The organism is Gillisia limnaea DSM 15749, assembly GCF_000243235.1.
In the GTDB taxonomy this organism is placed as follows: Bacteria; Bacteroidota; Bacteroidia; order Flavobacteriales; family Flavobacteriaceae; genus Gillisia; species Gillisia limnaea.
On the sequence record NZ_JH594606.1, the window covers coordinates 38,229 to 52,297 of the forward strand.

Below are 14,069 nucleotides of genomic sequence, written 5' to 3' on the forward strand. Positions count from 1 at the left end.
CAAAATTACTTTTAATAAACAAAATTTAAAATAAGCAACTTATCAACGAAGTGCGCTTAAATATTTGTTAATAAAAATAATCAAAATATAAGCACTTAGGCCTTATAACATTGGGAAAATGCTTAAATTGGCACGTTAGATTTTTGAACTAAAATAAACTGAAATAAAATAATAAATATGGCTGAAGGAGAAAGATTAATTCCTATCAACATTGAAGATGAAATGAAATCGGCTTACATCGATTATTCGATGTCGGTCATTGTGTCACGTGCGCTGCCTGATGTACGTGATGGTCTAAAACCCGTTCACAGAAGGGTGTTATTTGGGATGCATGAACTAGGTATACGATCCAATACCGCTCATAAAAAATCTGCCAGGATTGTTGGGGAGGTTTTAGGTAAGTATCACCCGCACGGTGATACTTCAGTTTATGATACTATGGTACGTATGGCGCAGGAATGGAGTTTGCGGTATATGTTGGTAGATGGCCAGGGAAATTTTGGTTCTGTTGATGGTGATAGTCCGGCTGCAATGAGATATACCGAAGCAAGAATGCGCAAGATCGCAGAGGATATGCTTGGAGATATCGACAAAGAGACAGTAGATTTCCGACTGAATTTTGATGATACCTTAGAGGAACCAACGGTCTTACCAACAAGAGTTCCCAATCTTTTGATCAATGGGGCCAGTGGGATCGCTGTGGGAATGGCTACAAATATGCCACCTCATAACCTTACAGAAGTTATAGATGGAACTATAGCTTATATTGAAAATAACGATATTGAAATCGATGAACTTATCACTCATATCAAAGCTCCGGATTTTCCAACAGGGGGAACCATCTACGGGTATGACGGGGTGCGGGAAGCTTTTAAAACAGGACGTGGTAGAATTGTTGTTCGTGCTAAATCTTCCCTAGAGGAAGTTCAAGGTAAGGAATGCATCATTGTTACCGAAATCCCTTACCAGGTGAACAAGGCAGATATGATCAAGAAAACTGCCGATCTTGTAAATGAGAAGAAAATAGAAGGTATTTCCTCCATCCGGGATGAATCAGACAGGAATGGAATGCGAATCGTTTATATCCTTAAAAGGGATGCGATTCCAAATATCGTTCTTAATACCTTATATAAACATACCGCTTTACAACAGAGTTTTAGTGTAAACAATATTGCATTGGTAAAAGGTCGTCCTGAGATGCTGAATCTAAAGGATATGATCTTTCATTTTGTGGAACATCGACACGAAGTAGTTGTAAGAAGAACAAAATATGAACTTCGGAAAGCCGAAGAAAGAGCTCATATTTTAGAAGGATTGATCATTGCTTCTGATAATATTGATGAAGTAATCGCATTGATACGCTCTTCCAGTAATGCAGAAGAAGCTCGGGGTAAATTGATCGAGCGTTTTAAATTATCCGAAATTCAGGCAAAAGCTATCGTAGAAATGCGATTGAGACAACTTACAGGTCTTGAACAGGATAAACTTCGATCCGAGTATGATGAGATCATGAAAACAATTGAAGACCTAAAAGACATCCTTGAACGTAAGGATAGAAGAATGCAAGTAATCAAGGATGAATTGCTGGAAATAAAGGCAAAATATGGTGATGAAAGAAGATCTGTTATTGAATATGCCGGTGGAGATCTAAGTATCGAAGATATGATTCCGGATGAGCAGGTAGTTATTACTATTTCTCATGCAGGATATATCAAAAGAACTTCGCTTACCGAATATAAAACCCAAAACAGGGGAGGAGTAGGACAAAAAGGTTCTACCACAAGAAATGAAGACTTCCTGGAGTACTTGTTTTCAGGGACTAATCACCAATATATGATATTTTTCACCCAAAATGGAAAATGTTACTGGATGCGGGTTTATGAAATTCCTGAAGGGAGTAAGACCTCAAAAGGACGGGCTATTCAAAATTTGATCAACATTGAGCCAAACGATAAGGTAAAGGCTTTTATATGTACTCAGGATCTTAAAAATGAGGAATATATCAATAGCCATTATGTAATTATGGCTACAAAAAAGGGTCAGGTAAAGAAAACTTCTTTAGAGCAATATTCACGACCTCGGGTAAACGGAATTAATGCCATAACAATTCGGGAGGATGATGAGCTTATTGAAGCAAAACTTACCAATGGTGAAAGTCAGGTAATGTTGGCTTTAAAAAGCGGAAAAGCTATTAGATTTGAGGAAGGTAAAACCAGGCCAATGGGGCGTAATGCTTCCGGGGTGAGAGGTATAACTCTTGCAGATGATAAGGACGAAGTAGTAGGCATGATCGCGGTAAATGATATGGAGGCCAATGTTTTGGTGGTTTCCGAAAATGGGTATGGTAAACGTTCTAAATTAGAGGATTACAGGATTACAAACCGTGGAGGAAAAGGGGTGAAAACCATTTCTGTAACCGAAAAAACCGGAGAACTGGTCACTATTAAAAATGTAACCGATAAAGATGATCTCATGATCATCAATAAATCCGGACTTGCCATAAGAATGAGTATTGAAAATTTAAGAGTAATGGGAAGAGCTACGCAAGGAGTGAAACTAATTAACCTTAAAGGGAATGATGCCATAGCTGCCGTTGCAAAAGTGATGAAAGATGAAGATGAAATTGAAGAATTGGATGAAGCGAATTCTACTGATACCAGTGACGACATTTCAGATGGCACAACAATTGTAGACGATAGTGAAGAGTAAATAATAATCAAAACCAAAATCAAATGAAAACCAATATTCTAAGTTTAGCATTATCTTTTTTATCGGTAGTTGCTATAGCACAAAAGAAAGAAATCAGGGATGCCGGAAAAGCAGTTGAAAAAGGAAGTTTTGCGGAAGCTAAAACTCTTTTAAATCAGGCAGAACCTTTGTTGTCTGAAGCAAACGATAGTTATAAAGAAGACTATTACCTTTTTAAAGGTAAGGCCTATGTTGGAACCGGTGAAAATACATCCATTGAAGACCTTATGATCGCCGCAGAAGCTTTCAAAAAGGCTCGTGAAATGGGAAATGAGTCCGCAGCGGAGGGATTAGCCACTGTAACCAACAGTTTGGTTCAAGGTGCAATCAATGATCAAAATAATCAGGCATTTAGCAAAGCTGCAGATAAACTTTATACAGGATATCAGTTAAATAACCAAGACACACTATACCTTTATTACGCTGCTTCTAACGAAGTAAGTGCCGGTAATTATGAAAAAGCCTTAAAATATTATGAGGAATTAAAAGACCTTGGATTTACGGGAATCGAAACTCAGTATGTCGCTATAAATAAGGAAACCGGAGAAGAAGAGGCTATGAACAAAACCCAAAGGGACCTTATGGTTAAAACAGGTGAGTACATTAAACCCGAAGATCGTATTACAGAACCAAAGACTGGAGAAATCGCCAAGAATATCGCTTTGATCTATATCCAGCAAGGTGAAGATGATAAGGCTATCGCGGCAATTGATGCTGCAAAAGCTGCTAATCCCGGTGATATTAGCCTCTTGCAATCTGAAGCTGATATGTATTACAGAATGGGTGATAAGGCAAAATATAAAGAATTAATGGAAGGAATTATTGAAAGTGATCCTAACAATCCAACCTTGTATTATAACCTGGGAGTTACTTCTTTTGAAATAGGAGATATCGACACTGCCATATCTTACTATAAGAAAGCACTTGAACTTGATCCGGAATTGGCAGACGCCCGCTTAAATATAGCTGCTGCCATTCTTTCAAGAGAAGGTTCAATCGTTGAAGAAATGAATTCTTTGGGAATGAGTAAGGCCGATACTCAAAAATATGATGAATTATCAGAAAAACGTAGTCAAATATATATAGATGCTTTGCCATATTTAGAAAAGGTAATTGAAAATGATTCATCAAATATTGAGGCTATGCGTACCGCTATGAATATTTATTATCAAATTGGGGAAGATGCAAAAGCAGACGCCCTTCAGGAAAAAATAAATCAGGCCCAGAATTAATAATTTTCTCTGTTCAGGAATTAAAAAGAGGTTGCCATTTTGGCAACCTCTTTTTATTATATCTTGACTGATTATTCTAAAATATCTACGATCAGATGATCTTTTTGATAACCCTTAATTGATGGGTATGTCTCCTGGAATCAAGATTGAAAATTCCTGAATGGTCGATGCGGTCTATTCTTACTTTACCATCTACATGAATAATATAGTTATCTGTCATCATGATCCCAACGTGCGTAATCTTACCCTCCGGATTATCAAAAAAGGCAAGATCACCGGGCTCACTTTCTTCTATAAAACTTAAAGCTTCCCCTTGCGAGGCTTGTTGTTTTGAATCTCGTAGCAGGGAATATCCATTCAACTTATAAACCATTTGAGTCAAACCACTGCAGTCTATTCCAAAAGGTGTTTTTCCCCCCCATAAAAAGGGAGCATTAAGATACATTGATGCCGTTTCTACTAAATTCGATTTCTCCCTGGAACCACTTAAAGTTTGTCCGTCATAGGTTTGCTTTAATACCGGAGCTGCATTTAATATAGATCCTATTGGGATAAGAGTAAACCGGTTTTGATCATCTATAAGATGTTCTATCAAATCTGCAGAATACTTTGGAGTTGTCTTATTCAGTTCCAGATAGAGGTCTTCTTCGATCTTTAGGAACTGCCTGTTATCTATCCAGCCCTCATAAGAATCGAAAGCAATACGGATACGGCTCCATTTCCCGCGTTCTTCAAGAATTTTAAAATGTTCCCCAAATAATAACTGGTTTACCATTTCAGAAGCATTAGCCGGTTCCATACGAACAGGCACAATGCTAAGGTTACATATTCCGTATTGCATCAATTAAACATTGGAAATTGGACTTAATCTCTTTCAATTATTATGGCCGAAGCACCACCACCGCCATTACAAATAGCTGCTGCACCGGTTTTGGCATTATTCTGTTCCAAAACGTTCAAAAGAGTAATAATTATACGTGCTCCTGAACATCCAAGAGGGTGGCCCAGAGAAACGGCACCTCCATTAACATTGGTGTTCTTATCTGTTAAGCCCAATAGTTTCATATTGGCTAAACCTACAACGGCAAAGGCTTCATTAAATTCAAAATAATCTACATCACCTTGTGTTATTCCAGCTTTTGCTAGAGCTTTAGGCAAGGCCTTGGCAGGAGAAGTGGTGAACCATTTTGGTTCCTGAGCAGCATCTGCAAAGCCTTTAATGCTTGCTAATACTTTTAATCCCAATTCATTTGCCTTTTCCCGACTCATCAATACAATGGCAGCAGCCCCATCATTAATCGTTGAAGCATTTGCGGCGGTTACAGTTCCATCTTTGGAAAATGCAGGTCGTAAAGAGGCAATTTTATCTATTCGTACGTTTTTGAACTCTTCGTCTTCCTTTACAATAACAGGATCTCCTTTCCTTTGAGGTACTTCTACCGGCACAACTTCATTATCAAATTTACCTTCTTTCCATGCCTTGGCAGAGCGGTTATAGGATTGGATCGCAAAAGCATCCTGATCTTCTCTTGAAAAATGGTGTTCACTGGCACATAGGTCGGCGCAGGTTCCCATGGCATTATGATCATAGGCATCTACAAGTCCATCTTTTTGCATTCCGTCGATCATGGAGGCAGGACCAAATTTTTGTCCGGTTCTAAGGTATAAATAATGAGGAATAAGGCTCATGTTTTCCATTCCTCCGGCCACTATAATATCGGCGTCTCCAAGCATTATCGACTGGGCACCTTGCATCACAGCTTTCATTCCACTTGCACAAACTTTGTTCACTGTTGTACAAGGTACCGTATCCGGAATTCCTGCACCAAGAGCAGCTTGTCTTGCTGGAGCCTGACCAACACCTGCTTGTACTACATTTCCCATCAAAACTTCATTTACAAGTTCCGGGTTTAAATTTATTTTATTTAAAGCTCCCTGGATGGCTATAGATCCTAACCTTGTGGCTGGAACTGTAGATAATCCTCCAAGAAAACTTCCTATTGGTGTCCTTGCGGCACTCACTATTACAACTTCTTTCATAACGATAGTATTAAAATTTCTCTTGTTGCGAATTTAGTGATTTTATAAAGAAGAAACCAAGGCTTCTCACCTCAGATGATTTTTTAGTACATTTGAAAAATAGTAATAGATATAATGACCAATTTCATCAATAATTTATATAAAAACCAGGCCTTATTTTACAAGGTTTTTCTTTTTATTCTTACCGCTGTGGTTATTGTATATCTGCTTCCCAAGGGTGGAAAATTTAAATATGAGATCACAAAAGGAAAGCCATGGCAATATGAAAACTTATATGCACCATTTGATTTTGCTATTCTAAAGACCGATGATGAAATTGTAAAGGAAAAGGATCAAATCATTTCCAATAATATCCCTTATTATTCCTTTAATGAAGAAGTTGTAACACAGATAAAATCCGAAATTGAACCTCAAATTAAGGAGGTTTTTACAGATAGCATACTCAACAGAAGAAGAGCCGAAATCACCACTTTTGTTGACAAAGCATTGGAAGACCTTTATCAATACGGGATCCTTGAAGAAAAAAAACGCACGAATCCCGAGCAACTTGTATATTTAAGAAAAGGTACCGAGGCCTTTGAAATTAATTATGATCGGCTTTTTTCACAAGAGGAGATACAGGCTTTTTTAACTTCGGCTATTTCCCGTTCTAATTTGGCTTCAATTCAACCGGAATTGCTGGAATTATTTTATACCATTATAGAGCCTAATGTTATTTTTGATGCGGCACTTACACAAAAAGAGCTGGATAGCAAACTTAACAATATCTCCTATACCCGTGGTAGTATAGAAAGAGGAACAATCATTATTTCCAGAGGGGAAGTAGTGGAAGGAGAAAAACTCGATATTTTAAATTCCCTTAAGCAGGAATTTGAGGCACAAATATGGAGTGATTCCAGTTATAACTGGATCCTGTTTGGATATAGTTTGTTGGTTTGCATGGCCTTATTGATGCTGTTATTGTTTATTAGAAAATACCGAAGGGATATCTATGAAAATAATGTCAAGGTTTCCTTCATCTTTTTTAATATTTTATTGATGGTTTTTCTTACTTCTTTGGTGGTAAACTTTGAATCCAGATATGTTTATATAGTTCCTTTATGTATCCTTCCGTTAACGCTTAAGGCCTTTTTCGATTCAAGGTTAGGTTTGTTTTCACACGTTATTACCGTCCTTATTTTAGGCTTTATAGTCCCCAATAGTTATGAATATATGTTTCTTCAAATAATTGCCGGGATCGTTACTATTTTAACCGTATCAGAACTATATAAACGCGCTAATTTATTTATTTCAGTAGGGCAGATAACCTTTATTTATATCCTGGTATATTTTGCCTTCACCATTATTCAGGAAGGGAATATCCAGAATCTGGATTACGAGATATTTCTCACATTTATTTTGGGGGGATTGGCTACCTTATTTGTACAGCCCCTTATTTATATTTATGAAAAGTTGTTTGGATTGGTTTCAGATATGTCATTGCTGGAATTGTCAGATACCAACACTAAATTATTAAAGGAACTTTCAGACAAGGCTCCCGGGACCTTTCACCATTCTCTTAATGTTGCCAACCTAGCTGAAGCTGCAGCAAATGAAATTGGAGCAAATGCTATGTTGGTTAGGGTAGGAGCACTTTATCATGATATTGGGAAAATGGAAAATCCTACTTATTTTTCTGAAAATCAATCGAGTTCCGTGAATTCCCATGATGAACTTTCCCCAAGGGAAAGTGCCGAAATAATAATTGGGCACGTGATTCGTGGAATTGAAATTGCCAAGAAAAATAATATACCCGATAGAGTAATTGATTTTATAAGAACACACCACGGGACTACGACGGTATATTTCTTTTATATGAAGGAAAAAGAAATGAATGAGGCCGTTGCCACGGACGATTTCAGGTATCCAGGCCCCATTCCTTTTAGCAGGGAAACCGCGATCCTAATGATGTGTGACAGCGTAGAGGCTGCAAGCAAAAGCCTGAAAGAACCTACCACCGCCAAGATCGATTCCTTTATAGAAAAAATCATCAGCAAACAAATGGAAGAAGCACAGTTCCTTAATGCTGATATCACCTTTAAGGAAATCCAACTCATTAAAAAAGTCCTCAAGCAAAAGCTTAAGAACATCTTTCACCTAAGGGTGGAATATCCTGAATAATTAATTTAATTAGATCTTCCTCTTAATTTTTCAGATTGAATTCAAGGTTATCTACTATATCACCATATTGATCAACCAGGATCTCAAAAGAAGTGTTTTTAGATGTTACTGAATAGCCCAGATTGGAAAGCTGCTCCTGGTCGATTTCTGCGGTATATGTTCCCGGTTTTAATCCCAGGTACGTGAAATATCCGTCACCTTCACTTAGAATACGCGCAGCAATATTCCCGTTAGTATCTAAAATATTCACAATAATCCTTCCCTGACCTCTTATTCCGGAACTATCTTCCAAATAAACCATTCCCGCAACTTCTCCCAAAACTTCCACTGGAACATGGATTTCCTGAAACTGATTAGGGATGGTATGTATTTTGATTTTGGGGTTACTAATTCTCCAGGCGATATTGTCAAGACTTACAGGGTCTATTTCCAGCAGCATATCTACATAAGGTTGGAGTTCAGTAATTCTAAGAATGGTTTTATCTTCATTATAGGTTAGCTTTCCAAAAGTATTCTTTAGTTTCATTCCGGGAACAGAGGGCTCCATTGGATCCTTAACTCCATTGTTGTTATAATCCAGGAACGGAATAATAGTTAGTGCAGCTCTGGACATCGCTGTCCGATTGTTGGTCATTACATAACCAGTATTGCTATCCAGCATTAAACTTCCCCTGGCAGATTGAACAAAAGAGGTGTTTCTATTCCCTATCCTGGATGTTACAGAGGTTTGTGCGAAATTGAACATATACCGGAGACCAACCTCAAAGATATGCGCATTTCTTAAAATATTATTTTCATAAGCAATGTTCAGAAATCCTCTTTCAAAAACAGGTCGTTCCAGTTCAAAAATTAAATTATTGAATTGATTCCGACTAAAATCATATTGTACCTGTGGTGAAAAAAGGAACTTATTGGGCAATCTGTAGGTTTGTGAAAGGGAGCTGTATATTGTAGGTTTTTTAACCCGGTCATTATAAATCCCATAGGTGGTAAAGTTGGTGCTAATTCCCATAATTGCTCCGGAAAGTAATAATTGGGCCGTGGTAAATTCAGTATTTGGCATAATGATCTGGTTAATACTGAAACGGCTGAACATGGAGAAATCCTTTCCCCTAATTGGAGTTGATACGCTTATTTTTCGTTCTTCGAGGTAATTGAAATTTATGGCTGTTTGGTTCTCATCATATTTTATATAATTCAGGTCCACCTGAAAATTTCTGGGAGTGCGGTAACTTAAAATTCCTTCTCCCTTTACGCCATAAGTATATTCACCCGAAAATAAAAAATTGGAAGCAAAGCGAACCGAGGTATTAACAAAAGGCATCACCTCACCGCTGCTCACATCTGTAAGATATTCGGCACCACCACCAATGCTTATAGAATTGCTTAGTCCGTAATTGAAATTAAGTCGTGAAAATCTATTCATTTCATCGTTTTCAACAATTCCGGCACTTAAGGTATATTCAAGTTCGTTCTTCGGGACAAAATTATAGGGAATGTTGATATTTCGTTCTTCAATTCGCTCTTCTCCATAAGGACCATAAAACCTAAGACTTACAGCCGTGTTTCCATACATAAGGGGCACATCGAAGGTGTAAAAGCCAGACGCATCTGCCTGGACAAAATCTACAAGAATATTATTGACGTAAAGTTCTACTGTCCATCTGGGTTCGGTAAAATCATTGAGGGTATAACTCCCAAAAGAACGACGGTTTTGAAAAGGGCTGTTACTAATTTGCACACCACTAACCGGAGCAAATAAGGAAGAGGTTGCACGGGTAAAAATTCGTCCTGCCGTAACCTGTTTGAACAATTTACTTTCGTTATTCACATATCGCCATTGATAAAACTGATTTCTGGAATCGAAAGGAACCCGTGTGGAGTAATTCAGCATTAAGTTGGTTTCCCCACCAAGAAACATTGTTCCAAGCCCTAAAGATAAGCGGTTGTCATTCTCAAAATCACTTTGTTGGGTGGTGACCACGCCCCAGTCTAAAGCGCCACCATTAAATAGAGGATACCGCCTGTTAATGCTGGTATCTGGTTCTACAATTCCTCTTACGCGATTTAGATTTTCCCTTACTTTTCTAAGTCGCATTTCCTTGATCACCGGCAAGTCTTTTTCGGTTTTCATAGTTACCGAAAGACTTCTAAAGGAAAAATTGGTATTTAGGCCGAAGATCTCACCGAAAAGATTCGATTTCAAATAGAGATTAAGCGGTGTTTGTATGTAATCTTCGTTGGTAAGCGTATATTCTTCATTTTTATAAAGAATCCTGTTGTCTGAAGGAGTTATCCGATACGTGGAATCCGGGTTTATAATAAAACCTTCTACGCCATTTGTGGTTTTTTCATTTTTGATCTTTAAATAATCAAAAAGCTCTTTTACGGGAATATAAGCATCCTGACCTTTAATAGCGATAGGAATCTCAATAGTGCCCAAATCTGGCACATTCATTTCTACACTCAACTCGTCGTATTCTGGTAAATTTTCCTGCGCGTAAGTTGAAAAACCGAAAAGGATTATACATAATAATCCCAGATAAAATTTTTTAGAAACCTCAGTTGAAAAAGAGCAAAATTTAATGTGCATTAATGGGGGAGTGCTTGCTATTGATGAATAAAATTGAGGGTAAATGTTCCGAAATAAGTTCCCGGCAAATTTCCTGAATTATCTGAAGGAATTCGCAAAGTGCCACCAACAAAAATCTCATTAGGCATTTGCGCATTTGGCGTCTGGGTTACAAAAGTTCGCTGTCCTGTACTAAAACTATTTAAAGTGAGGTAAATAGCTCCTCCGTTTCCATTGGTTAAAACGGTTTCCCCAAAATCCTGAATTTGAATTATGGTTCCCGGATTTGCATAAACATCAAAAAGGGCAGCGGAAACGGGTTGTCCGGCACTTAGTTCAACAATATCTCCAGTGCTGGTGCGCAGGCCATCCCAGCTCACACTCACATTACCACCGGAAGTACCTGCGGTAAAAGAACCAAAATTAAGGTTTCTGGAAGTCCTTACTTCAACTTCTATTGGGATAGGAGGATTTTCCTGAGCACTAATTTGTACCACTGAAAAGATAAATAGCAATAGCCAAAAAGATGTTTTATAAAAACCAAAACTATGCATAATGTTTTATTATTTTTTGATTACAACTTTTTTGGCGTGTTGAGCTTTACCAACTTGTAGATTTATAATATAAACCCCGCTGCTGGTTATTCCGTCGAATATAACTTCATCTTTACCGACACCTGATTTAATTTGAAGTATTTGCCCGGTTATTGTGCTCGCACGTAAAATTCCTTCTTGGTTTTCTTCCAAATTCAATTTCACAATTACGTCTCCGTTTCGAACTTCTACGTGAAAAGGCTCATTAAAAGCAATTGCTGGATTCGTTATTTTTTCCTCAGAAAACATCAATTCAAAACGTGCATTGTGAATTCCCTCTTCAATATTGAAAGTATATTCAGGTTTCCTGCTCAGGTTTTGTCCAATACTTTTAGAGTGATCTATTAAGTAGATATTGAAATTTGGACTCAAATTTTCCATTGAAGCCAGGTGTATCTTCATTGTACCACTTTTATCGGCTTTAATACCTAAAGGGATTTTTTTGTAGCTTCTGCTTTCAGGAAAAGGGATAGCGTTAATAGCCAATTCCTTTTTATCTTCTGTGATATTATAAAAACTGGGTATGGCGGGATCGGTATTCATCAATTTATGCGCATCCATTTCTTTTTCAAAATTTTGAGTGGCATAAGGTGAAAAATAGATAACGAGGGCATCATTTTTGGTTTCAGTCTTAAAGCCGGCCTCAAGTCTAATCAGCGGTTTTAAATCGCGCTCGCTGGCTCTAAAAAACTCCTGATTAAAATCGGCTATTCTTATCTGGTTATTCATTCCCAGGGTTCCGGTGACATCATTTTCTGTTTCTGAATCGCTTACTTTTACAAAAAAGCCCTGCATAGAAGGAACAATATTTGGAGATGAATTTGTGGCGTTATTTCCGGTAGAAACATCGTTTACATAAGAAGTATAACTCCCGGTGTATTGATCGGTATCACTGGCGTTAAAAAAATAAATAGCATCATCTATATTAGTTCTGGTCCAGCCATTCACGGCATTCCAATCAATAGGTGAAGGGTAAGGGTTTCCAATTAGGTGGAAACCTTTTGTGTAAGTTCTGTGGTGGTTGAGAAGGCTTTTTGCAGCTATTGGCCCATTGTTGACTTCCCCAAATAATTCTATCGTGACAGGAGTTGATGTTGTACCAAAATTAAGGGCGTAGCCTTCGGCAATATTTAGATTCCCTGTATGAACTTCCCAACCGGTAGCATCTCGAAGAGTATCATTTATAGTAATATTTCTGTTTTCATTATATCGATAAAAATGTGGAAAACCAGTAGTTGGATCAGCAAAATCCATATATGGAGCAAAATCGTCAACTACAGAATTTTGAAATGGAGAACTAAAGTATTTATACCCAAAAGCTTTATCGAGATAGCGTTGGATATTTACCCGGCCAGTCACTTCTCCATTTCCGCTGCCATCTATAAGCGCAGTTTGCTCTTCATTTGAAATTAAGCTAAGCTCATTGCCTGTATCAAAGTTACCCGCTTCAACTTTAAGTGTTCCCGTAACTTCAATAATCGCTTCTGAAGTTACTCCTGAAGTATTATAGATTCTTAAATTCTGAATTCGATTATTTTTAAAGGCGGAAGTAGGAATTGTTTGAGCATTGACGCCTTCAAAAGAAACACTTCCTGTTTCAGCATCTAAAAACCCGGAATTACTCAAAATACCTGCAATGCGTAACCAATTCTCATTAACTTTAACCGAAGCACCGTTTTCAATGCTAAGATTTTTAGTAAGAGCATTGGTTCCTGCATTTATTACCGGAAAATTATTAGAAGTCAAATTCTCTGGAATCACTACGTTGGTTTCTATGGTAGGCAAGGAATTGCAACTCCAGTTGGCGGTGTTGTTCCAGTTGGTATCTGTTGTACCGGTCCAGGTATTTACATTAGTGATAGACAGGCTTACATTACGGGAAATAGAGATTTTACAAGTTGATTGAGAGGGATCTAAAGGTTTTACAATTACCCGGTAATTATAGTCCTCCATTTCAGCTGATACCTCGGAAATACTATATTCTATATTAGTTTCCCCTGGAATATTGGTCCAGATTGCACTATTTGAAACTTTTTGCTGCCATCTGAAAGTTACTTCATCTTCAGAAACATTTAAGGAACCTGAAACACTGAAAGTGGCAGACCCACCCAGGCATGCATTTTGATTGTCAATAGCACTTAGATCATAACAATTAATGAGATCTACCAAATCATCAGGGAATTTATCCCGATTATTTTCAAAGTCCTCTTCGGTACCATAGTCACAATCTTCCTGCTGAATAGTATTAGTGTTACCCTCGTACCCACCATCGCATGTAGTAAAATCATCACCCCAATTCTCTACTTTACCATAGATATAAATATTTCCATTTTCTACATCTAAATCGCCTTGGTTATCAGAGCCTCCCTTTATGAAATTCCCATGAATTATTAAAAAACTTGAAATTGCTATTTCAACCTGATTGGAAGCCTCGAAATTACCAAAAATGATAACCCTCGCATTTGGCCCCATTTTGAATTGAGATTTGTTGCCAGCCATAATAAGATCCCCGTCAACGATTAAAGTACCGTTGACAGTTAAAATTGAATTGTTCGTGCCTAGCTCTACGTAGTCATAACGCTCAAGACTGTCAGCAGGAACAGTATGATTTCCATTTACAATTAGATCGCCCTGAGCTGAAGTAAAAAGTGAAAAAAATAAAAAAACAACCAATGCTAAGCCTGGTCTAAAGAAAAAAGAAAGTTCCGGGTAATTTTTTTTCAT

Annotated in this window: 8 protein-coding genes; 3 read left to right on the top strand and 5 right to left on the bottom strand. The window is 37.7% G+C overall.

What is annotated here, in order from left to right:
- Positions 1 to 177: 177 nt before the first annotated feature.
- Together gyrA and GILLI_RS02020 are read left to right on the top strand one after the other, a co-directional pair.
- Complete coding sequence (gene gyrA, locus GILLI_RS02015; protein WP_006987453.1) at positions 178 to 2,709, top strand: DNA gyrase subunit A; 2,532 nt, start codon at positions 178 to 180, stop codon at positions 2,707 to 2,709.
- 23 nt (positions 2,710 to 2,732) lie between these two features.
- Positions 2,733 to 3,980, top strand: coding sequence for a tetratricopeptide repeat protein (locus GILLI_RS02020; RefSeq protein ID WP_006987454.1), 1,248 nt, complete (start codon positions 2,733 to 2,735; stop codon positions 3,978 to 3,980).
- A gap of 91 nt (positions 3,981 to 4,071) precedes the next feature.
- Here the strand turns inward: GILLI_RS02020 and GILLI_RS02025 are convergent, their stop codons facing one another.
- Both GILLI_RS02025 and GILLI_RS02030 read right to left on the bottom strand, forming a co-directional pair.
- Positions 4,072 to 4,821 carry a C40 family peptidase gene (locus tag GILLI_RS02025; RefSeq protein WP_006987455.1) on the bottom strand — a complete coding sequence of 250 codons (750 nt, stop codon included), beginning with the start codon at positions 4,819 to 4,821 and terminating at the stop codon, positions 4,072 to 4,074.
- 23 nt (positions 4,822 to 4,844) lie between these two features.
- Complete coding sequence (locus GILLI_RS02030; RefSeq protein ID WP_006987456.1) at positions 4,845 to 6,020, bottom strand: acetyl-CoA C-acyltransferase; 1,176 nt, start codon at positions 6,018 to 6,020, stop codon at positions 4,845 to 4,847.
- A gap of 114 nt (positions 6,021 to 6,134) precedes the next feature.
- Here GILLI_RS02030 and GILLI_RS02035 point away from each other — a divergent pair, with 114 nt between their 5' ends.
- Entirely contained in the window at positions 6,135 to 8,180 is a 2,046-nt protein-coding gene (locus tag GILLI_RS02035) for an HD family phosphohydrolase (protein ID WP_006987457.1), read from the top strand.
- A 22-nt stretch (positions 8,181 to 8,202) separates the two neighbouring features.
- Here GILLI_RS02035 and GILLI_RS02040 read toward each other — a convergent pair whose 3' ends face one another.
- From GILLI_RS02040 to GILLI_RS02050, 3 genes are all read right to left on the bottom strand, one after another.
- Positions 8,203 to 10,650 carry a porin family protein gene (locus GILLI_RS02040; RefSeq protein ID WP_156798623.1) on the bottom strand — a complete coding sequence of 816 codons (2,448 nt, stop codon included), beginning with the start codon at positions 10,648 to 10,650 and terminating at the stop codon, positions 8,203 to 8,205.
- 140 nt (positions 10,651 to 10,790) lie between these two features.
- Positions 10,791 to 11,306: a DUF4402 domain-containing protein gene (locus GILLI_RS02045; protein ID WP_006987459.1), complete on the bottom strand. Its 516-nt coding sequence runs from the start codon at positions 11,304 to 11,306 to the stop codon at positions 10,791 to 10,793.
- Positions 11,307 to 11,315: 9 nt separating this feature from the next.
- Positions 11,316 to 14,069, bottom strand: a complete 2,754-nt coding sequence (locus GILLI_RS02050) for a hypothetical protein (RefSeq protein WP_006987460.1) — start codon at positions 14,067 to 14,069, stop codon at positions 11,316 to 11,318.

What these genes read in the sequence shown, in the direction of transcription:
- gyrA (WP_006987453.1), top strand. Translation starts at nt 178, where the DNA reads ATGGCTGAAGGAGAAAGATTAATTCCTATCAACATTGAAGATGAAATG.
- GILLI_RS02020 (WP_006987454.1), top strand. Translation starts at nt 2,733, where the DNA reads ATGAAAACCAATATTCTAAGTTTAGCATTATCTTTTTTATCGGTAGTT.
- GILLI_RS02025 (WP_006987455.1), bottom strand. Translation starts at nt 4,821, where the DNA reads ATGCAATACGGAATATGTAACCTTAGCATTGTGCCTGTTCGTATGGAA.
- GILLI_RS02030 (WP_006987456.1), bottom strand. Translation starts at nt 6,020, where the DNA reads ATGAAAGAAGTTGTAATAGTGAGTGCCGCAAGGACACCAATAGGAAGT.
- GILLI_RS02035 (WP_006987457.1), top strand. Translation starts at nt 6,135, where the DNA reads ATGACCAATTTCATCAATAATTTATATAAAAACCAGGCCTTATTTTAC.
- GILLI_RS02045 (WP_006987459.1), bottom strand. Translation starts at nt 11,306, where the DNA reads ATGCATAGTTTTGGTTTTTATAAAACATCTTTTTGGCTATTGCTATTT.
- GILLI_RS02050 (WP_006987460.1), bottom strand. Translation starts at nt 14,069, where the DNA reads ATGAAAAAAAATTACCCGGAACTTTCTTTTTTCTTTAGACCAGGCTTA.